The 18,761-nt window shown below is 55.2% G+C and carries 19 protein-coding genes; 13 read left to right on the top strand and 6 right to left on the bottom strand.

Annotation, left to right across the window (positions count from 1 at the left end; all coding sequences use genetic code 11):
• The first annotated feature begins 13 nt into the window (after nt 1–13).
• From ACIQZK_RS01935 to ACIQZK_RS01925, 3 genes are all read left to right on the top strand, one after another.
• Entirely contained in the window at nt 14–325 is a 312-nt protein-coding gene (locus ACIQZK_RS01935) for a septum formation initiator family protein (protein WP_395635771.1), read from the top strand.
• A 125-nt stretch (nt 326–450) separates the two neighbouring features.
• Nucleotides 451–1,521, top strand: coding sequence for a pyruvate dehydrogenase (acetyl-transferring) E1 component subunit alpha (pdhA, locus tag ACIQZK_RS01930; RefSeq protein WP_397574664.1), 1,071 nt, complete (start codon nt 451–453; stop codon nt 1,519–1,521).
• Nucleotides 1,521–2,870, top strand: coding sequence for a pyruvate dehydrogenase complex E1 component subunit beta (locus tag ACIQZK_RS01925; protein ID WP_397574663.1), 1,350 nt, complete (start codon nt 1,521–1,523; stop codon nt 2,868–2,870). Before pdhA ends, ACIQZK_RS01925 begins: the two co-directional genes overlap by 1 nt.
• 22 nt (nt 2,871–2,892) lie before the next feature.
• Here ACIQZK_RS01925 and ACIQZK_RS01920 read toward each other — a convergent pair whose 3' ends face one another.
• From ACIQZK_RS01920 to ACIQZK_RS01910, 3 genes are read right to left on the bottom strand one after another with little or no spacing between them, the layout of a single operon-like run.
• Entirely contained in the window at nt 2,893–3,618 is a 726-nt protein-coding gene (locus tag ACIQZK_RS01920; protein WP_397574662.1) for a TadE/TadG family type IV pilus assembly protein, read from the bottom strand.
• 3 nt (nt 3,619–3,621) lie between these two features.
• Nucleotides 3,622–4,233 carry a TadE/TadG family type IV pilus assembly protein gene (locus ACIQZK_RS01915; RefSeq protein WP_397574661.1) on the bottom strand — a complete coding sequence of 204 codons (612 nt, stop codon included), beginning with the start codon at nt 4,231–4,233 and terminating at the stop codon, nt 3,622–3,624.
• An 11-nt stretch (nt 4,234–4,244) separates the two neighbouring features.
• Nucleotides 4,245–6,389: a TadE/TadG family type IV pilus assembly protein gene (locus ACIQZK_RS01910; RefSeq protein WP_397574660.1), complete on the bottom strand. Its 2,145-nt coding sequence runs from the start codon at nt 6,387–6,389 to the stop codon at nt 4,245–4,247.
• A 132-nt stretch (nt 6,390–6,521) separates the two neighbouring features.
• Here ACIQZK_RS01910 and ACIQZK_RS01905 point away from each other — a divergent pair, with 132 nt between their 5' ends.
• Nucleotides 6,522–7,121: a hypothetical protein gene (locus ACIQZK_RS01905; protein ID WP_397574659.1), complete on the top strand. Its 600-nt coding sequence runs from the start codon at nt 6,522–6,524 to the stop codon at nt 7,119–7,121.
• 43 nt (nt 7,122–7,164) lie between these two features.
• Nucleotides 7,165–7,620 (top strand): hypothetical protein, encoded by a 456-nt coding sequence (locus tag ACIQZK_RS01900; protein ID WP_397574658.1) that lies wholly within the window; start codon nt 7,165–7,167, stop codon nt 7,618–7,620.
• Here the strand turns inward: ACIQZK_RS01900 and trmFO are convergent.
• Complete coding sequence (gene trmFO / locus ACIQZK_RS01895) at nt 7,617–8,954, bottom strand: methylenetetrahydrofolate--tRNA-(uracil(54)-C(5))-methyltransferase (FADH(2)-oxidizing) TrmFO (RefSeq protein WP_397574657.1); 1,338 nt, start codon at nt 8,952–8,954, stop codon at nt 7,617–7,619. The genes ACIQZK_RS01900 and trmFO overlap by 4 nt on opposite strands.
• Nucleotides 8,955–9,011: 57 nt before the next feature.
• On the opposite strand from trmFO, the gene ACIQZK_RS01890 reads away from it, so the two are divergent.
• From ACIQZK_RS01890 to ACIQZK_RS01860, 7 genes are all read left to right on the top strand, one after another.
• Nucleotides 9,012–9,833: an NAD(P)H-hydrate dehydratase gene (locus tag ACIQZK_RS01890; protein WP_397574656.1), complete on the top strand. Its 822-nt coding sequence runs from the start codon at nt 9,012–9,014 to the stop codon at nt 9,831–9,833.
• A 160-nt stretch (nt 9,834–9,993) separates the two neighbouring features.
• Entirely contained in the window at nt 9,994–10,671 is a 678-nt protein-coding gene (locus tag ACIQZK_RS01885; protein ID WP_397574655.1) for a lysoplasmalogenase family protein, read from the top strand.
• A gap of 318 nt (nt 10,672–10,989) precedes the next feature.
• On the top strand, nt 10,990–11,385 hold the full coding sequence (locus tag ACIQZK_RS01880; protein ID WP_397574654.1) for a hypothetical protein: 396 nt from the start codon (nt 10,990–10,992) through the stop codon (nt 11,383–11,385).
• 101 nt (nt 11,386–11,486) lie between these two features.
• Nucleotides 11,487–11,714, top strand: a complete 228-nt coding sequence (locus tag ACIQZK_RS01875) for a hypothetical protein (RefSeq protein ID WP_397574653.1) — start codon at nt 11,487–11,489, stop codon at nt 11,712–11,714.
• Entirely contained in the window at nt 11,704–12,075 is a 372-nt protein-coding gene (locus ACIQZK_RS01870; protein WP_397574652.1) for a type II toxin-antitoxin system PemK/MazF family toxin, read from the top strand. Before ACIQZK_RS01875 ends, ACIQZK_RS01870 begins: the two co-directional genes overlap by 11 nt.
• 239 nt (nt 12,076–12,314) lie before the next feature.
• Nucleotides 12,315–12,806 carry a GFA family protein gene (locus tag ACIQZK_RS01865; RefSeq protein ID WP_397574651.1) on the top strand — a complete coding sequence of 164 codons (492 nt, stop codon included), beginning with the start codon at nt 12,315–12,317 and terminating at the stop codon, nt 12,804–12,806.
• 80 nt (nt 12,807–12,886) lie between these two features.
• The gene (locus tag ACIQZK_RS01860; RefSeq protein ID WP_397574650.1) at nt 12,887–13,681 is read left to right on the top strand and encodes a competence protein CoiA; all 795 of its coding nucleotides are present in this window, start codon (nt 12,887–12,889) and stop codon (nt 13,679–13,681) included.
• 28 nt (nt 13,682–13,709) lie between these two features.
• Here the strand turns inward: ACIQZK_RS01860 and gyrA are convergent, their stop codons facing one another.
• Together gyrA and ACIQZK_RS01850 are read right to left on the bottom strand one after the other, a co-directional pair.
• Nucleotides 13,710–16,409: a DNA gyrase subunit A gene (gene gyrA / locus ACIQZK_RS01855; RefSeq protein ID WP_397574681.1), complete on the bottom strand. Its 2,700-nt coding sequence runs from the start codon at nt 16,407–16,409 to the stop codon at nt 13,710–13,712.
• Nucleotides 16,410–16,557: 148 nt separating this feature from the next.
• Nucleotides 16,558–17,253: an SDR family NAD(P)-dependent oxidoreductase gene (locus ACIQZK_RS01850; protein WP_397574680.1), complete on the bottom strand. Its 696-nt coding sequence runs from the start codon at nt 17,251–17,253 to the stop codon at nt 16,558–16,560.
• Nucleotides 17,254–17,380: 127 nt separating this feature from the next.
• On the opposite strand from ACIQZK_RS01850, the gene ACIQZK_RS01845 reads away from it, so the two are divergent.
• Nucleotides 17,381–18,721 (top strand): hypothetical protein, encoded by a 1,341-nt coding sequence (locus ACIQZK_RS01845; RefSeq protein WP_397574649.1) that lies wholly within the window; start codon nt 17,381–17,383, stop codon nt 18,719–18,721.
• Nucleotides 18,722–18,761: the final 40 nt, after the last annotated feature.

Below are 18,761 nucleotides of genomic sequence, written 5' to 3'. Positions count from 1 at the left end.
ATTCTGTCGGAACATGATGCGTTCAAACCGAAAGCCTGAATATGTGAAGTCGGTGATTGGTCCAGCGTTGGCGCTTGTCGCCTTGCTGGGTATTGCGTCTTATGCGCTTCTTGGGCCAACCGGCATCATCGCATGGACGGACTATCGGGCGGCGCTGAGTGAACGCAAAATTGAACTCGCAAAGCTGCAAAAGGAACGTGATGCTCTGCGGAATCGCCAGCTGCTTTTGGACCGCGATAATGTCGATCCTGACTTGGCCGGCGAATTAATGCGCAAGGAATTGAACGTTGTTGCCCCGGATGAGGTTGTCGTTCCGTTAAAGTGATACATTCATCATAGAATGAATAGCTATGCAGTGCATTCCGTTGCGGAAAAGCGCTTTTCACATTGGTCGATTTTGACTAGGCGGCAATCTATTCGCATATAGAAATTCCATTAAAGGAACGTATTTTGGCAACCTCCCCAGCGAAAAAGTCTGTGTCGAAGAAGGCCAGTGTGAGCGAAGACGCCGCACGTGCCAACCGCGAGCGTCCAAGCGAACCAAAGCCATATAAAGCGACCAAAGAAGAGCTTTTAAAGTTCTATCGCGATATGCTTTTGATCCGCCGTTTTGAAGAAAAAGCCGGGCAATTATATGGCCTCGGCCTAATCGGTGGCTTTTGCCATTTGTACATTGGCCAAGAAGCCGTCGCCATTGGGCTCCAATCCGCGCTGACGCCGGGCAAGGACAGCGTCATCACGGGCTATCGTGACCATGGGCATATGCTGGCATATGGCATTGATCCCAATCTGATCATGGCGGAACTGACCGGCCGTGCCGCGGGCATCTCGCAGGGCAAGGGCGGGTCGATGCACATGTTTTCGACTGAACATAAATTTTACGGCGGCCATGGCATCGTCGGGGCGCAAGTCTCACTGGGTGCGGGCCTTGCGTTCGGTCACAAATATTCGAACGACGGCGGGGTTTGCCTCGCATATTTCGGCGACGGTGCGTCCAACCAAGGGCAGGTCTACGAAAGCTTCAACATGGCCGAATTGTGGAAGCTTCCGATCATATTCGTCATCGAAAACAACCAATATGCGATGGGCACCAGCGTCAACCGCGCGTCGTCCGAGGACCAATTGTACCGCCGCGGCGAAAGTTTCCGTATTCCGGGCATTCAGGTTGACGGTATGGACGTTCTCGCCGTGCGTGGCGCTGCCGAGGTTGCATTGGATTGGGTACGCAGCGGTAAGGGGCCCGTGTTGCTCGAAATGAAGACCTACCGTTATCGTGGTCACTCCATGTCTGATCCGGCGAAGTACAGAAGCCGGGATGAAGTGCAGTCGGTACGTGACAACAGCGATCCTATTGAGGGATGCAAGGCGTATCTGGCCGACCTTGGCGTGGGCGACGACGCGTTGAAGGCGATTGAGAAGGAAATCCGGAAAATCGTGAATGAGTCTGCTGATTTTGCGGAAGCATCGCCTGAACCGGATTTGTCCGAACTATATACTGACGTGTTGGTGGAGCAATATTGATGGCAATCGAACTGAAAATGCCTGCGCTTTCGCCAACAATGGAAGAAGGCACGCTTGCCAGATGGTTGGTCAAGGAAGGCGATAGCGTCAAGTCTGGCGATATTCTGGCCGAGATCGAAACCGACAAAGCGACGATGGAGTTTGAAGCCGTTGATGAGGGCGTGATTACCTCCATTTCCGTGCCTGAGGGCACCGATGGTGTGAAGGTCGGCACCGTGATTGCGCTGATCTCCAGCGATGACGAGGTCGCGGCTCCCGCAAAGACCACCCCAGCGCCCGCCGCCGCACCGACGCTTGCTCCTGAGGTCGTGGTTGCGGTCGCTCCCGTCGTTCCGAAGGCGGCACCAGCAGCAACCGACGGCGCCGCAACGCAGTCGGTTACCTTGCGTGAAGCTTTACGCGACGCGATGGCCGAAGAAATGCGCCGCGATGACCGCGTGTTTGTCATGGGTGAGGAAGTTGCCGAATATCAAGGCGCTTACAAAGTCACGCAGGGCTTGCTCGACGAATTTGGTGCGCGCCGCGTTATTGATACGCCGATTACCGAATATGGCTTCGCAGGCATCGGAACAGGCGCCGCGATGGGCGGGCTCCGCCCCGTCATCGAATTCATGACGTTTAACTTTGCGATGCAGGCCATCGACCACATCATCAACTCGGCGGCAAAGACCAATTATATGTCAGGCGGCCAGATGCGCTGCCCCATCGTGTTCCGTGGGCCAAATGGTGCCGCGGCACGCGTTGGCGCGCAGCATAGCCAGAATTACGCACCATGGTATGCCAGCGTGCCCGGCCTGATTGTGATCGCGCCCTATGATGCAGCAGACGCCAAAGGCTTGTTGAAGGCCGCAATTCGTTGCGAGGACCCTGTCGTGTTCCTCGAAAACGAACTTCTCTATGGCCGCACCTTTGAAGTTCCCGCAGGGGATGACCATGTGCTGCCGATTGGCAAGGCGCGGGTCGTGCGTGAAGGCACGGACGTTACTATCGTGAGCTATTCGATTGGCGTGGGGCTGTCATTGGACGCCGCTGACATGCTAGTCGCCGAAGGCATCAGCGCGGAAGTCATCGACCTGCGCACCATTCGTCCGCTGGATACGCAAACCGTGCTGGCGAGCCTTGCAAAAACCAATCGTCTTGTCGTCGCCGAAGAAGGCTGGCCGGTGTGTTCGGTTGGCAGCGAAATCCTTGCGGTGTGTATGGAGCAGGGCTTCGATGATCTCGACGCTCCTGTCTTGCGCGTCACGAACGAAGATGTGCCAATGCCATATGCAGCGAATCTGGAGAAGGCGACGCTCATCAATGCGGACAAAATTGTTGCTGGAGTGCGCAAGACGCTAGGTCTTTAGAGGAACATCCGTCGCCCCCGCTTTAACAGGTTGAGACGGTGACCTTCTCATTATTGTATATCCCGTCGCTTCCAGTGGGGCCAACGGTGTCGCGGTTCTCGCGCACGACCATGGATGCGACTTGGCTGATCGTCCTATCGGTCAGGTTCGAAAAACCATTTACAATCATCGGTTTGAAATAATATTGCAGCTCAACAAACATTAACACACCTCCAGGGGGAGGGAATGCTTGCTGTCCAACGGGGCCAATTCCAGTGATGCTTGTCGCTGTCGATTTGGTACCGTAGTTTGATTTATAAAAGGTAGCCGAGCCAGCGCAGCGTTGCCACCGGATGCGGTATCGCGGTGCGGAGGCATTGAATGCGGCTACCTCTTCCACACTGGATAAAATGATGCGGCCATTGCCGCGCGTAGACTTCGCACCGGATGACTGATCGGTGTAGTCGTGATTTCCACCAAGGTTGATGCGTTTGCCCTCACGCAAAGATCCTTGAAAAACGTCGTTGATTTGCATTTCGGAAATCGTTTTATTGGCGGACGGTGTCGCTGTCCCAATGCGTGCGGCAGCATCGGCGGTGTGCAAGGTAATTTGGTTTATCTGCATGACGACCGAGGCATAGTTTGCAGTTTCGACGCCGCCTACGACCAGGCCTAGGAAGAATGGTAATGATAACGCAAGCTCGACCATGACCACACCACTTTCGTTATGCTTTAGCTGGCGGAACATGCTTAAAAATCTGTGTTTCATATATTACACCGATGGGCAGTTGACTTGGACAGGCTTGCCAAAGCCTGTCTGGTCGCCATAAGGCTGGTTGGCGAGAATAGACTGGGATTGCATTTCGACATTGGTCGGCCAGCCAAACAATCCCGCCATCGGAGAAATGCGCTTGTAGCTAACGTTGAACGTGATGATAACGATATCCCTTGCACCACCTTGTCCGTCGGATCCGCCGTCGGCGTCCCAAACCCCGTTTCGGTTCGCATCCATAAAACTTTCACCGCGATCGCATTTCAAGTTGCCAGGTGATTGTTCGATAACCTCTTCAGCCTGTGCCAGTGCTGCATTCGAAAAGGTCTTGTAATAACGTCGACTTACCGTGACGTTAGCACCTGGGGCGAGTTTGCGGATCGTCGAGGCGACCTCTTCATCGATAAGCTCTTGCTGTATTAAGGACGTCGCACCTTCTAACGACGAACTTCTCGCGGCGTCTTGCACGGCGCCGTCTAACGTAGCACGGACTAAAAGGGAGTGCCCGTTATCAATGGTACCCAGCAAAATCATTATGACAACAGGCGCAATAATTGCGAGCTCCACGATGGACGTGCCATCTTCATTGGATCTGAACTTTGCGAATATCATACGCCCCATCCTCATTGCGTCAGACGCAGTGCTGAAATTTTGGCAGCAATTTCTTTGAAGGTACTGATCAGCGAGGCAACACTGGTGGCTTGAACGAATTTGCCCGGTGTTGCACACGCTCTCAACCTGTCGTTGGTTGGACCACTAACGTCGCCGTAGGACACGACCCACAGATTGATGTTTTTGTCTTTGATCGCCTTACAAAGCGCCGCTGTTCGGGCGTTGGTCAGATCGTTCAAAAGGTCACTCGTTGGTGCAGTGCCAGTTGGCGTCTGTCGGCGGTCATACCAATGCACACCATAAGCCGAATAGTTAGTTTCCTCGGTGGCTGTCTCACCATCGGTCATAAACACCATGTGGCGTTCAATTGTCTTGTCCTTTGGTGCATTTAGATCGGCAAAAATACCGGTCGGCGACATGATCCGCGCGCCCCATAAAAGTCCGATGTCATGATATGTGTTGCCACCGGTTGCCAGGCTGTTCACATAATCGCGAAAAGCGGAGGGTGTCCACGTTTGAAATTTTTTTGCAACGGTCGGGCAGTTATTGGTAACTGTTTCCATCGTAACGCTGGAGTCTGCCGCCGCCGCAACCCATACATTTTGCGTTGTTCGGGTGTTCGTGCGGGTCGTGCTGCTCCCGCTTGTGTTGACAGTATAGCGTTGCCATATGGCGCTTGGCAGCATCGGCCCCCATTGGGATGCAGCGTCTGATTTTGTCGGCACCAGGTCAATGTCCATGTCCAGCGCGGCTGACGGAATTGGATCCCAGTCGTTAGAAGGATCGTTGTCGGGCCCACGGAAGGTTTGCCGCTCCTCTATGCACCCATTCCAGTTGACCGTAGTGTTGGCGCCATCCGTGCCGATTGGCAGTTGCAACGAAGAACGCCAAGAATTTGTTCCGGTATCTTTCAGGCCGCTTACGTTGAATGTAACCGGTTTGTAGGTCCAGCCTGAAAAGTTGGTATTTGTAATCCACAGGATCGTCTCGGTTGTCCTAGTCGTCGTAGTAACATTTTCTTGTCCCGTATCGCGATATTGCAACTCGCATATGCCCCTGCCCAGGAAGAGGGGTCTATACTTATATTGGTAGGATCGCTGGGCTGTGGAAGTTACCTGCTGGTACGTTCGTGTTACGACGGTATCATTTGGATAAACGGGCGTGGTGGGCGTCTGCGAGACAAGTTGGCGTGGCCCGTCTGTCGAGATAAGTTCCGTTTTAGGAGCCCCCCCTGGCGGCGGGCATTCGCTCTCTTTTGTAAAAAGAGTCGAAGGGTACTGCCCAATATTCTGCCCGGTTTCGTCCCAAGGAGTGTCTGCAATACTTGTTGTTACTGAACCCACCGTGATGGGGGAGCCTTCGCCTTGGTATGTCGGAGTCGCGTTGCTGCCTCCGGTGAATGATGCTTCCCGCGACTGGTAGGTCCATCGGTCCGCCATATAATCGAGCGGCAATAAACGTCCCACATTTACGTTGACGGCATAAGGCACAAAACCAAATCGCAGTTGTACATTGCCGAGGTTGGACGGAGTGGGATTACCCGTTTCTCCGCAGTCTGACGGCATGACGTCCGTTATATTTTGCTTTGCCAGCGCTTCGTAAAAGCATTTAACAGCCTTTTGTAGACCAACTATCTTACTATCTGATGATCCTGAAAGACTATCTCTCATCGACCCTGTTGTATCCAGCACGAACATAACGTCAGTGTTCGGAACGCGGAGTTCGGCCTGGCAGATCACATTAATAACCTGCGATTCTTGGCCAACTACACGCATCAGCGTCAAGGGAACAGTGACAGATGCGGTCCCGGTTACCTTTCCGTTGGACTCGGCGAAGCTGCGGTCAAGTCCGGTCGTGCCATAAGCGCCGCTTGGGAAGTTCTGGTCGAACAGCTTTTCCGCCAGCGTATTGGCGGCGTTGTTATTGGCGGCCCATGTGCCAAGTCCCATCGTTTTACGGCCGATGAGCGCGCCGGCATCACAAGCACCTTGCATCCGCGATTGACTTAGATAGATGCGGCTCATGTCGACACCGCCGCCCACAAGACCGAAGAAAGGAATTACCCCCACAGCGAAAAGAAGAAGGATATTGCCTTCTTCATTCTTTAACAGGCGCGACATCACGCCAGACACCTTGTTGGCCTCGACATTCTTCACAGTTGCTGACCCCTGGTTTCCACAATGGATTCTCGACACCCTCTACGCGCGTCGTAGTAAGTGTTCTTTGAAGGAGCAGGGTTACCCAACCGTTAACCATAGAAAATTTATTGACGTGAGACCAACGACGTTATGAACGCTATCCCGTCACAATTGCCGCCTCCGGCCAACCTTGCGGCGGCCTATACGCCAGTTGCATTTCGCCCTGCTTTCATCCTGTTGCTGCAATTGGATATGCGCTTTACCGACATCGTGCGCAAAGCGCGGGAGCCCATGATCGCGCAAATCAAATTGGCGTGGTGGCGTGATGCTTTTGCCGCGGAACCTGCGCTGCGACCAAAGGGCGAACCTTTACTGCAAACGCTCGGCGCGTGTGGGGATGTCATTTCACCGTCTGCGTTGGAGGACTTGGTCTCGGCATGGGAATTGTTGCTGGGCGAGGAGGAGTGGGCCGCACAGGATGTTGAAGCACATGCCGCTTTGCGTGGGGACGCGATCTTTGGATCTTACGCCGCTTGGATGGGCGAGGGATGCGATGTCCGTTCTTTGTCACAGCAATGGGCGATGGATGCGTTGCGTGTGGAATTCCCATCAAAATTCGTTGCGTTAGATAATCAGCCACTTCCGGCGTTGCCTAAAGGCCGAAAAATTCGTCCCTTGTCCATTTTGGCGATGTCGGTTCGCAATGTGTCGGGATTGCGGCTTATTGGGCATGCCTTGACGGGGTGGTAGCTTTGTGGCCCTATCGCCGTGATGTCATCATGGGGGGAAGGTCATGCAGCGGATATTGGTTGGCGGTGTAGCGGCATTGTTGCTCGTCGTTTCAGGGCTTTGGTTCTGGCAGACGCAGGCGAACCAGCCGAACCTTATCCCCGCCGCGCCGCCGCCTGAGGCGATCTCGGATGCTTTGCCGCAAGCGGGGCCCAATGCGCCGGCATTCGGCCCGGCGCCGCCCGAAGCGCCAAAGGCAAGCCGTGAGGAAATGCGTTTCAACCGTTATGATCGCAACCGGGATGAGCTTATTTCCCGCGTCGAAATGATGGGCAGCCGAACGAAGGCGTTCAAAGCATTGGACCGCGATGGCAATAATTTGCTCACTTTTGAAGAATGGGCGGCGGCCACCGGAGAACGCTTCGCGGGCGCGGACAGGAACAAGGACCAGTTGCTCACCCGCAAGGAATTTGCGCAGACCCGGCCGAAACAGACCGCAAAGCCGGGATGCCGCTGTTAAGCCGCAACCTTTTGCGCGCTGATCCAACTGTTTAAGTCCGCCCGCGCACGGCCCGTCATCGCGGCCTTGCGCGATTTTTTGTGCACTTTTTCGTCCAGCGGCGCGAAGAGCCCGAAATTGATGTTCATGGGTTGATAGTCATCGGCCAGCGCATCCCCCGTGATGTGCCCCAAAAGCGCGCCAAGCGCGGTGGTCGGCGGCGGCGGTGTGACGGTGCGCCCTGAAATCTCCGCCGCGGTCATAATCCCCGCCATCAGCCCAACCGCGCTGCTTTCGACATAGCCTTCGCAACCCGTAATCTGTCCGGCAAAGCGGATATGCGGCGATGATTTCAGCCGTAGTTGACGGTCCAAAAGAATTGGCGCGCGAATGAATGTATTGCGGTGCAAGCCGCCAAGCCGCGCAAATTCCGCCTTTTCCAGCCCGGGGATGGTGCGCAGCAGTTCAACTTGCGCGCCATGTTTCATCTTGGTTTGGAACCCGACCATGTTCCACAATGTGCCTTGCTTATTGTCCTGACGCAGCTGCACCACGGCATGGGCCCAGCGTCCCGTGCGCGGATTATCCAAGCCGACCGGCTTCATCGGGCCAAAGCGTAGCGTATCCAATCCGCGCGACGCCATGACCTCAATGGGCATGCATCCTTCGAAATAGGGTGTGTTGGTTTCCCATTCCTTGAATTCCGATTTTTCGGAATCAAGCAAACCCTGATGAAAGGCGCGATATTGCGCTTCATCCATGGGGCAGTTGATATAATCCTTACCTTCGCCCTTGTCCCAGCGTGAGGCATACCATGCGATGTCCATATCGATGCTGTCATGGTACACAATCGGGGCAATTGCGTCGAAAAAGGCAAGGCGATCCTCACCGGTTTTCGCCATGATGCTTTCGGCAAGGTTGGTCGCGGTCAGCGGACCCGTGGCGATGATGACGGGGCGGTCGGTGGGAATGATATCCACACGTTCGCGCACGATGTCGATATTTGGATGATTTTCCAGATGCTTGCTAACGGTTTCTGAGAAAACATCACGATCAACAGCGAGCGCCGATCCGGCGGGAACCTTCGCCACTTCAGCGGCTTGCATGATGAGCGACCCCAGATCGCGCATTTCCTGATGCAAAAGGCCAACGGCGTTGTTTTCCGCATCATCGGAACGAAAGCTATTTGAGCATACCAATTCGGCAAGCCCGTCGGTCTGGTGCGCTGGCGTCATGTCGCCTGAACCGCGCATTTCCGAAAGCTTCACCCGCATTCCGCGCTGCGCCAATTGCCAAGCCGCCTCGCACCCTGCCAAGCCGCCACCGATAATTTGAACGTCATATGATTTGGTCATGTGGGGCGGCTATCAAAAATCTTTGACGCTGCACAGGTAAAAGCGGCAAGATGGACTATGGGATTTACGCTTAACCTGACCGAAGACGGCACGATCACCCGGCCAACGCTGGTCCCGCCGCCGTCCGACGCGCATAAATATAGCCGGGGCCATGCGATGCTGTGGAGCGGGCCGCCGTTGCACAGCGGCGCGTCGCGGTTGGCGGCGCAGGCGGCTTTGGCGGTCGGGGCAGGGCTGGTGACCATCATCGGGGAACGCGCCGCGCTGGTGGAGCAGGCCGCGCATGTCACCGCGATCATGTTGCGGGAGGCGGACGATGCGTTGGCGTGTATCGACCGCCGCGTGACGGCGCTCGCCATTGGGCCGGGGGCGGGGGCGGGCATAAAGGATATTGTCTGCGCGCTGCTGAGCCGCGACATCCCGACGGTGCTGGATGCCGATGCGATTACTGCGTTTGCGGGCGATCCTGCGCGGCTTTTCGACCATCTGTGTTCCGTTGACGTCATGACCCCGCATGCCGGCGAATTTGCCCGGTTGTTTCCCGATATCGATCTCGCCGATCGCGCGGCGGCAGCATTGCGTGCGGCGGAGCGGTCGGGGGCAGTGGTCCTATTGAAAGGTCCGCAAACCCACATCGCCGCGCCAGACGGACGTGTTGCCGTCAACCGCCATGCATCGCCATGGTTGGCAACCGCGGGGTCGGGCGATGTGCTCACCGGCCTGATCTGCGGATTGATGGCACAAGGTGTTCCGGCCTTTGATGCGGCCTGCATGGGCGCGTGGCTGCATGGCGACATCGGCGTGCGTGCGGGGCCTGGGCTGACGGCGGATAGCATGATCAATTACATTCCGCTTGTGCTGACTGGATCTCTTGCTTAGCCAAGCATTTGAAAGTTGAATTATCGTCACCCTGAACTTGTTTCAGGGTCCATTTATCCTCTCTGCCCTCCGGTTTGCGTGGCACGATGGATGCTGGAACGTCAGTCACCGAAGGTGAAACAAGTTCAGCATGACGACGCACATAAGTTGGGGAAACAATTTGACACAGGACCTTGCACATAAACGACCGTGGCTGCTTGCCAGCCTTGTTGCAGGTATCAGCTTTCCTGCGACGTGGCTCTTCCTTCCCCTCGACGGCGGATTGATTGCCCTCGTCTGGAAAATGGCGGGCGTCGGCTTGCTTGTGCCCTTTGCGCTGCACCGGCATCATGTAGGGGAATTTGTGCCTTTGGCCATCATATTGGCCTTTTATGCGCTGGGTGACGGTTTGATTGAATTCAGCATGGTTGCAGGGGCGCTGGCCTTTGCCGTCGGTCATCTGGTCGCCATCTGGCTGTATTTCCGGCACCGGCGTGTGGCGCCGACCTTTAGCCAGAAACTGCTCGCAATCGCGATTTTCCTGCTGACGCCGGTGATTGCTTATGGCCTGCCGCCCACCACCGACGAAGCGGTTCAGGTTGCGGCCTATAGCGTCATTTTGGCCGCGATGGCCGCCATGGCGTGGAGCAGCAATTTCCCGCGCTATCGTGTGGGATTGGGCGCGGTTTTGTTCGTCATTTCGGACTTGCTGATATTCGCGGAGCTTGGCCCGCTCGCAAATTCCAAGGTATCGGGCATCGCGATTTGGTATCTTTATTATTTTGGCGTGTTGATGATTGCGGTGGGCGTGGCGCAAACCTTGGTCAAACGCGGGCATTATCCGGCGGGAGAGGAATGAACGGGCGGTCTGCCTCGGCGGGCCGTCGATTGATTTATACTCCACTGGTGCATCTGCTTGGGCATCGCCATCTTCGTGGCCATCGCCAAAACCCGTGGATTCTTCAGTAAGTAGAAGCGCAGCCCGAACCCTTTCCCGCGCGCCCATGTCGCTATGTGGCAAGGCATCGTCGAAAAGATAATCCCACATTTCCTCCGCGCTGACGCCATCGTCGATCAGCTGTAAAAGCAGGTCAAATCGCGATGCAACCGCCATGACCTCTTCCAACGTCCGTGCCGGATTGACGCGGTCAAGCAGGGTCAGGGATAGCTTCGTATTTTGCCGCGTATATGTGGTGATGCCTTCTTCGCGCACCCATCGGGCCTCTTCGCCCTTGATCGCGGCGGTCATCAGTCGGTCGGCAACGATGCGCCGGGCGATGATCAATGCCGCTTCCCATCCCAGATTGAACGCATAGCCGGCTGTGGTGCGGCGCAGCGCGTAACCGCCGCTAACGCACATCCCCACCGCGCGGGCGGCATCGGCAACCACGCCATTATCGGCCAGATGCGCCAGAAAAGCCGCCTGCCGCCCCGCGCTCCAGCCATCGGCACGCGATTGGTAACGGAGATACGCAGCCGCAGGCAGCCGCGCGTCGGCGTCATGTTGGAGGGAGGAGGGGGGAGGGTTGTCGTCGGGCCTGTGGTCCATGTCTCTTTCCTTCAAAAGACATGATATAACCCATTTGGTTATTTGTAGGAAAGGGGATGTTGTGGCAGTTCGTTATACGGTGGAGAGGGTTGATATTGCGCGCTGCTTTATGATATTCCGTCGGCATGAAAATCGTCCAAATATCCTTGCCCGACGATCTGGCGCGCGATGCTGCGGAGGCGGGATTGCTCGATCCGGCGCAGATGGAGGCGTTACTGCGCGCATCGCTCAAGCAATTGGACAATGAACCGTCATCCGCCAGAGCGATGACGCGCGCGGCGACTTTAACCAGCGCGCCCGCCTTTACCGCAATCTGGAACAATCCTGAAGATGCAGTCTACGATGCCATTTGATCCCGTCGGGCTGGGTTTTGGCGACATCATATTGGTACCGTTTCCGTTTACCGACCAAAGTAGCAGCAAGAAGCGCCCGGCGGTTATTCTCAGCACAGCGCGCTATAATGCGGAACGGCCAGACTTCATCATCATGGCGATCACAAGCCAAGTCAGGGAACAAAGCAGCTTTGGTGATTCAGTGGTTGTCGAATGGGAAGCGGCAGGCCTGCTGAAGCCTTCGGCAATAAAGCCAGTCATTGCCACGATTGAGCAAAGTTTGACGATTAAACATTTGGGCAGACTTGAAGACGACGACATTGCTTCATTGAAGCAAGTTTTAGACGATATTATTGACCGGCGAGCAATTGGAGAGGCATAATTTGGCGGATGTCCTGGGCCTGCGGGCCATGGGTTTACATATGTGATGGGTGAATTGCACGCATGGTCGGGATAGGCCGGAAGAACAAGGCTTTTGAAGCCTCCTCGTGTGTACCCCCATTTTGTCATTCCCGCGAAAGCGGGAATCCATGGGCTGGCCAAGAGGTTCGAACAACGGGCGTTAGATAGCCCGACATTTCCGGCCATGGATCCCCGCGTTCGCGAGGATGACAATATTGGATGATATGGGAGAGCTGTGCGTTGATTGCTTGTCCAGCCAGTTTCTCTTATACCGAAAAAGGCTTAGTTCTGTGTGCGGAGATGTTAATGAGGACTGGCGGCTGCCGTTGCGGCAATATTAGATTTGCTGTGCACGGTGAGCCACTCGGCGGCGTCGCGTGCCACTGCCGTGATTGCCAATATATGGCAGGGGGATCGGCCAACTTGACGTGGGTTTTCAACGACGCTGGCTTCGAGCTTATTGATGGTGAGCCATCAGTATACAAGGCAAAGCCAACGAGTGGTGGCACCAGTTTTTGTAGCCAGTGTGGCGTTCAGCTGTTTTCAAGGCCTGACAGCAATCCGACTATAGTCGCTATCAAGGTAGGCGCTTTCGATGATGCAACTGGTTTCAAGGTTCAAGCTGATATGTGGATGTCCGCTGCTCCGCGTTGGCATACCGCTCACGAGGGGGCAGCGCAATTTGAAGGCAACATTCCGAGCGATTCTTGACGGAGAGAGTTAAGTGGGCCGTCACCGTAACCCAAAATTCAAACCTCGACTGCAACCATGTGCTTTGGTATAAATAAAACATGTTAGTTGCGCTTCACGAGAACCAGCGGCTTGACGCCTTAAGTGCCACAAAAGGCCCAACTTATACCTGCCCAAATTGCGGCGAAGACGTTATATTCAAGCAGGGCAGGATTGTGATCCATCACTTTGCCCACAAGCCGCTAAGTGACTGTTCTTGGGCTAAAGGTGAAACACGTGAACATCTATTGGCTAAGACCGTTATTAGGGATGCATTCCGTGCGAGATCATTCCAAGCCGAATTCGAAGCCGAGGTGCTTTCGAGCGGAGGTGATCGAAGAGCCGATGTGTTGTTGACATATGCCAGCGGCGCTAGAGTTGCGATAGAAGTTCAACATACACCAATTCTTTATGATGCAATCGAGCGGCGAACCAGCGCCTACATAGCGGCCGGTGTGCCAGTGATATGGGTTAGTATTTTGTCCAAGAAGATGAGGGAAAATGCCACCACAGTTTCCAGTGGTTTGCATATTAAGCAGCATGTTATTCGGCCTTGGGAAAAATGGGCGCACGCATTTTATTTCAAGAATCTTTGGTTTATTGACCCCGACGAGAAGACTTTATGGCGAGGTGTATTTTCCGACCACCATACCGAGGTGCCGGTTTCATCTTGGTATAATGAGTACGGCGAAGAGCAAACGGTCGGCGGATACTCGCGAATATCAAAAAAGTGGAAAACTTTGGACCTTAACGGACCAAAGTTGTTAAGCGATGTCGAAATTTCATTTAGCTTCCGTAACGCGTGGAAATCCAAAGCGTTCAGTCTACCGGAAGGACGACTTGCAAACTTCAGATAGGCTGACGGCATTCGCGGCCTTCAACCAGTCAAACCCCCGGACTAATCACCGAAATAGCTTCGGCGCTGTCAGGCCCGCCAGCATCAGCATCCTCGGCTTCATCACTCTCGTCAATCTTCGCTGCGCCGACAACATGTTCATTGTCGCCAACGTTGAACAAACGCACGCCTGCGGTGCCACGGCCTAGGACGCGCAAGCTGTCCAGTGGCATGCGGATCAGCTTTGCCTGGTCCGTGACGAGCATCAGCTGATCCCCCTTGGTTGCAGGGAAGCTGGCGACAACGGGGCCGTTGCGTTCGATATTGTCGATATTGGTGATACCCTGACCACCACGACCGGTGCGGCGATATCCATAAGCCGATGACAATTTGCCATAGCCATTGGCGCATACGGTTAGGATGAACTGTTCACGCTCCGCCATCTCCGCGATGCGTTCTGCCGACATTGTGGGCTCGCCTTCCTTTTCGGGCTTCCACGGCGCAAAACGCAGATAATCTTCGCGCTCTTCGGGCGAAGTGCCCACGCGCTGAAGGATGGATAGCGAGATAACCTCGTCACCCTTGGCGAGCTTCATGGCGCGAACACCTGTTGAAGCGCGGCTTTGGAATTCGCGAATGTCGTCCGCGGCAAAGCGGATCGCCTTGCCGTTGCGGCTTGCCAGCAAGACGTCGTCTTCGGCGCTTAACAACTCAACACCGATCAGCTTGTCATCGGCATCTTCGCCTTCGAACTTCATGGCGATTTTGCCGTTGCTTGGGACATTGGCAAATGCGTCCATGCTGTTACGGCGGGCATAGCCCTTGGCCGTGGCAAATACGACGCTGAGGCCGCCCCATTCGGCTTCGTCCTCAGGCAGCGTCAAAACGTTGGAAATGACTTCGCCTTCGCCCAATGGCAGCAGGTTGACCATGGGCCGACCGCGGGTCGACGGGCCGCCTTCGGGCAGCTTCCAAACCTTTAAGCGATAGACCTTACCAATGTTTGAGAAGAACAATACGGGTGTGTGCGTGCTGGTGACGAACAGTTCGGTGACGGCATCTTCATCCTTGGTCGCCATACCCGCGCGGCCCTTGCCGCCACGGTTTTGGGCGCGGAAAGCGGCCAGTGCGGTCCGTTTGATGTATCCGCCGTGGGTGACGGTGACGACCATTTCCTCACGCTCCATGAGGTCTTCGTCATCAAGACCGTCCCAACTTGCGGTGATTTCGCACAAGCGCGGCGTCGAAAATTCGGCGTCAATGGCGACCAGCTCTTCACGCAGAACCGCGTACAGCTTTACGCGGTCGCCCAAAATTGCGAGATATTCTGCGATACTCTCGGCAAGACCCTGAAGTTCCTTGCCAATTTCATCGCGGCCAAGCGCCGTTAGACGGTGCAGGCGCAGTTCAAGAATGGCGCGAACCTGAAGCTCTGACAATTGATAGCTGTCGCCGGAAATTTCGGTTTCGACCGCTTCCACCAATTTGATGTACGACGCGATTTCGGCGATTGGCCATTTGCGGGCGATCAACGCGGCGCGTGCCTCAGCCGGGCTGGCCGATCCGCGGATGATGCGGACGACTTCGTCCAAATTGGTGACGGCAACGACAAGTCCAAGCAACAAATGCGCACGTTCGCGCGCTTTGTTCAGTTCGAACTTGGTTCTGCGGGTGATAACCTCTTCACGGAAGCGGATGAATGCCTCGATGATGTCGCGCAGGTTGAGAACCTCAGGCCGTCCGCCGCGAATGGCGAGCATATTGGCGGGGAAGCTCGATTGCGCCTGTGTGTGGCGCCACAATTGGTTGAGCACCACATCGGTGGTCGCATCACGCTTCAGATCGATGACGATGCGCACGCCCTTGCGGCTGGATTCATCGCGAATGTCGGAAACACCCTCGATACGCTTGTCCTTCGCGGCTTCGGCGATTTTTTCGACCAGGGCGGATTTGCCGACCTGAAACGGAATGCTGGTCAGGACGATAGAGCGACGATCGCCTTTTCCTTCTTCAATCTCGTGGCGGGCGCGCTGCATGATGGAGCCCTTGCCTTCGCGATAGGCCGAACGTGCGCCGCCGGTGCCAAGGATTAATGGGCCAGTGGGAAAATCAGGGGCAGGGACGATCTCGATCAGCTCATCAATAGAAATGGCCGGATTATCGATATAGGCCAAGCAGGCCTTGATAACTTCGCCGAGATTATGTGGCGGGATGTTGGTGGCCATGCCGACGGCAATACCGCCAGCGCCATTTACCAACAGGTTGGGGAAGCGTGCAGGCAGAACCTGAGGCTCTTCGCGGCTGCCATCATAATTGGGTTGAAAATCGACGGTGTCTTTGTCGAGATCATCCAACAGCGCATTGGCGACCTTGTTCAACCGTGCTTCGGTGTACCGCATCGATGCGGGTGGATCCGGATCCATCGATCCAAAGTTACCCTGACCATCGATCAGCGGCACGCGCATCGACCAATCTTGCGTCATACGGGCAAGTGCGTCGTAAATCGCGCTGTCGCCATGCGGGTGATAGTTGCCCATGACGTCGCCGACAATCTTTGCCGATTTACGATATGGTCGGCCAGCGACAAAGCCGCCTTCCTGGCTTGCGAACAATATGCGGCGGTGAACGGGCTTCAGGCCGTCACGTACGTCCGGCAGGGCGCGGGATACAATGACCGACATCGCATAATCGAGGTAGCTCGACTTCATTTCATCGACGATGTCGACTGGCGAAATGTCCGATGGTTCCATTGTAACTATGTCGTCGCTCACAGCGCGAAAATCCTTATATTTTTTGGGTCACTAAGCCATAGACCCAAGTCGGTCATATGGCCACAAGCGACTGCCCAAATAGGGGTGTTTTCTACAGCTTATCCACAGATTCACGCCCACTGGGCTATCACGGGGCGACGACGCTGCCGTCATAAGCGAAAATCTGGCCGCTTTGCTCAGGCTTTAGGCCTGCAAGCACGCCAAGCATGTCCGCAGCAGCGCGGGCAGGGACGAAGCGTTCATGCGCCGGATTGCCCTTAAATGGCGCGCTCAACTGCGTCTCGACGGTGCCGGGATGCAGGGCAACCACAATAGATTGCGCATTTTTGCGCTGCCATTCGATCGCAATGTTCCGGATGAACATATTGAGCGCGGATTTCGACGCGCGATAGCTATGCCATCCGCCAAGGCGATTGTCCGAGATGCTGCCCACGCGGGCGGAGAGCGCCGCAAAGCAGATTGGGCCTTGCTTGGCCATGATCGGCAGAAAATGTTTCGCCACCAATGCGGGGCCAACCGCATTGATGCGGTAATTCTCCATCATCCATTCGGGATCAAGCTCGCGCAGGCTTTTTTCCGGCCCCTTATTGGCGGTATGCAGCAACCCTGTGGCCACGATGACCAATTGCAGCGCTGTGCCTGCCAAATCGCTTGCTGCGGCGGCTATGCTTGCCTCATCCAAAATGTCGATTGCTGGCGCGCTTGCGCGATGCAGCCGAATGACGCGGTCATATTGATCGCCCGCGTCCAAAGCATCGGCAAGTGCCGCACCAATGCCCCCACGTGCGCCAATTATCACTGCTGTGCGTTCTGGCACTTGAATTTTCCTCTGGTTCGTTCAACGGGAATTCATGCGACTGCGCTATGTCAATTGCACCGAAGATGGCAAGGTCCTATACACGACGTTAACCGAAGCACACGGCAATACATCTATAATCCCGGAGAGTTAAATGAAGCTGGTTTCAAAATTTGCCCTTGCACTTTCATTGTTCGCAGTAACCGCTGCGCCTGCTTTTGCGCAGTCTGATGAAAAGCCAAAGAAGGAAAAGAAAGAAAAGAAGGGGAAGGAAGCCACGCCTGCCGCTCCCAAGAGAAATTATTCCAAGCCGTTCATCGCGGCTTATATGCCCGTCGCCAATCTTTTGAACAAAACCAAGGATGCAGCGGCAGCGAAGGCTGAATTTCCGAAAATTCTGGCTGCCATTGCCAATGATGATGATCGTTATGAAGCCGGCATTTTGGCCGTCAACATCGGCGTTTCTGCAAAAGACACGGCTTTGCAGGATCAAGGTATCGATCTGTTGCTCGCATCCGCAACGACGCCTGTGGAAATGAAGCAGGCATATACGTTCCGCAAGGGCGCGATTGCTTATGATGGCAAGCGGTTTGCCGACGCTGAAAAGAGCATGATTGATGCGTACAACCTTGGTTACCGCGCCAACAATATCGAGTTTCTGATTTCCAACGCCATGTCGCAGCAGAATAAAGATGCTGACGCTATCGTTTGGATCGGCAAGGCGATTGCAGCGAGCAAGGCGGCCGGACCGGTCAACAAATCCTATGTCATTCGCGCCGCCAACCTTTCGGCAAAAGCGAGGGATTTTGCCGGTGCCGCGAATTTCTACAAGGATTTGGTAATCGCCGAAAATAACCCCGATTATTGGCATGATGCGCTTGCGTTCTTCAATCGTTCGCTCAACACGAACCCTGAAGAGTCCCTTGATCTCATGCGTTTGATGCGCGCGACCAATGGTTTGCGCTTTCAACAAGAATATGCCGAGTATCTCGACAGCTTGAGCTATATTGGTGTGCGTTATCCGGCAGAGGCTGTGTCTGTATTGGACGAAGGCTTTGCAAAGGGCGTCATCTCGCGGAACAACGTGACCTTCAGCGAGCGTTATAACGAGGCGAAGGCACGTTTGGCCGAAGATACCCGTACATTGGCGGGAACGATCGCTCCTGCAAAAGCGAGCCCTAGAGCGATGTTGGCGACGCTGACCGGTGACTCATTCTTCTCGCACAAGGATTATAAGACCGCCAAGGATCTGTACGAGACAGCCTTAAGCAAAGGTCCCGTGCTGGATAAGGATGGCGGAAACCAGACCGACCGCACCCGTTTCCGCCTCGCCATGTCGAAAGCCATGCTCGGTGATTATGCTGGCGCGAAAGCCGACTTTGCGCAGATTACCGGTGCAAACCGCAAGGCAATTGCCGAATATTGGGTGATATATATCAACCATTTGGAAAAGCCTGCACCAGCAGCGGCGCCTGCGGCAACGCCAGCGACTTAAGCTTTGCGATAATTGATTGAAAAAGGGCCTGAGCAATCGG

Origin of the sequence: Sphingorhabdus sp. (assembly GCF_044338195.1) — a bacterium.
Taxonomy (GTDB): domain Bacteria; phylum Pseudomonadota; class Alphaproteobacteria; order Sphingomonadales; family Sphingomonadaceae; genus Sphingorhabdus_B.
The sequence above is the reverse complement of the archived record's forward strand: the minus strand, read 5'-3'. Positions and strand labels throughout refer to the sequence as shown.

Coding starts and splice junctions, on each gene's coding strand:
- ACIQZK_RS01875 (WP_397574653.1), top strand. CDS start 11,487: ATGAAAATCGTCCAAATATCCTTGCCCGACGATCTGGCGCGCGATGCT.
- ACIQZK_RS01865 (WP_397574651.1), top strand. CDS start 12,315: ATGATATGGGAGAGCTGTGCGTTGATTGCTTGTCCAGCCAGTTTCTCT.
- ACIQZK_RS01905 (WP_397574659.1), top strand. CDS start 6,522: ATGAACGCTATCCCGTCACAATTGCCGCCTCCGGCCAACCTTGCGGCG.
- gyrA (WP_397574681.1), bottom strand. CDS start 16,409: ATGGAACCATCGGACATTTCGCCAGTCGACATCGTCGATGAAATGAAG.
- ACIQZK_RS01860 (WP_397574650.1), top strand. CDS start 12,887: ATGTTAGTTGCGCTTCACGAGAACCAGCGGCTTGACGCCTTAAGTGCC.
- ACIQZK_RS01915 (WP_397574661.1), bottom strand. CDS start 4,233: ATGATATTCGCAAAGTTCAGATCCAATGAAGATGGCACGTCCATCGTG.
- ACIQZK_RS01900 (WP_397574658.1), top strand. CDS start 7,165: ATGCAGCGGATATTGGTTGGCGGTGTAGCGGCATTGTTGCTCGTCGTT.
- trmFO (WP_397574657.1), bottom strand. CDS start 8,954: ATGACCAAATCATATGACGTTCAAATTATCGGTGGCGGCTTGGCAGGG.
- ACIQZK_RS01920 (WP_397574662.1), bottom strand. CDS start 3,618: ATGAAACACAGATTTTTAAGCATGTTCCGCCAGCTAAAGCATAACGAA.
- ACIQZK_RS01870 (WP_397574652.1), top strand. CDS start 11,704: ATGCCATTTGATCCCGTCGGGCTGGGTTTTGGCGACATCATATTGGTA.
- ACIQZK_RS01845 (WP_397574649.1), top strand. CDS start 17,381: ATGAAGCTGGTTTCAAAATTTGCCCTTGCACTTTCATTGTTCGCAGTA.
- ACIQZK_RS01935 (WP_395635771.1), top strand. CDS start 14: ATGATGCGTTCAAACCGAAAGCCTGAATATGTGAAGTCGGTGATTGGT.
- ACIQZK_RS01925 (WP_397574663.1), top strand. CDS start 1,521: ATGGCAATCGAACTGAAAATGCCTGCGCTTTCGCCAACAATGGAAGAA.
- ACIQZK_RS01890 (WP_397574656.1), top strand. CDS start 9,012: ATGGGATTTACGCTTAACCTGACCGAAGACGGCACGATCACCCGGCCA.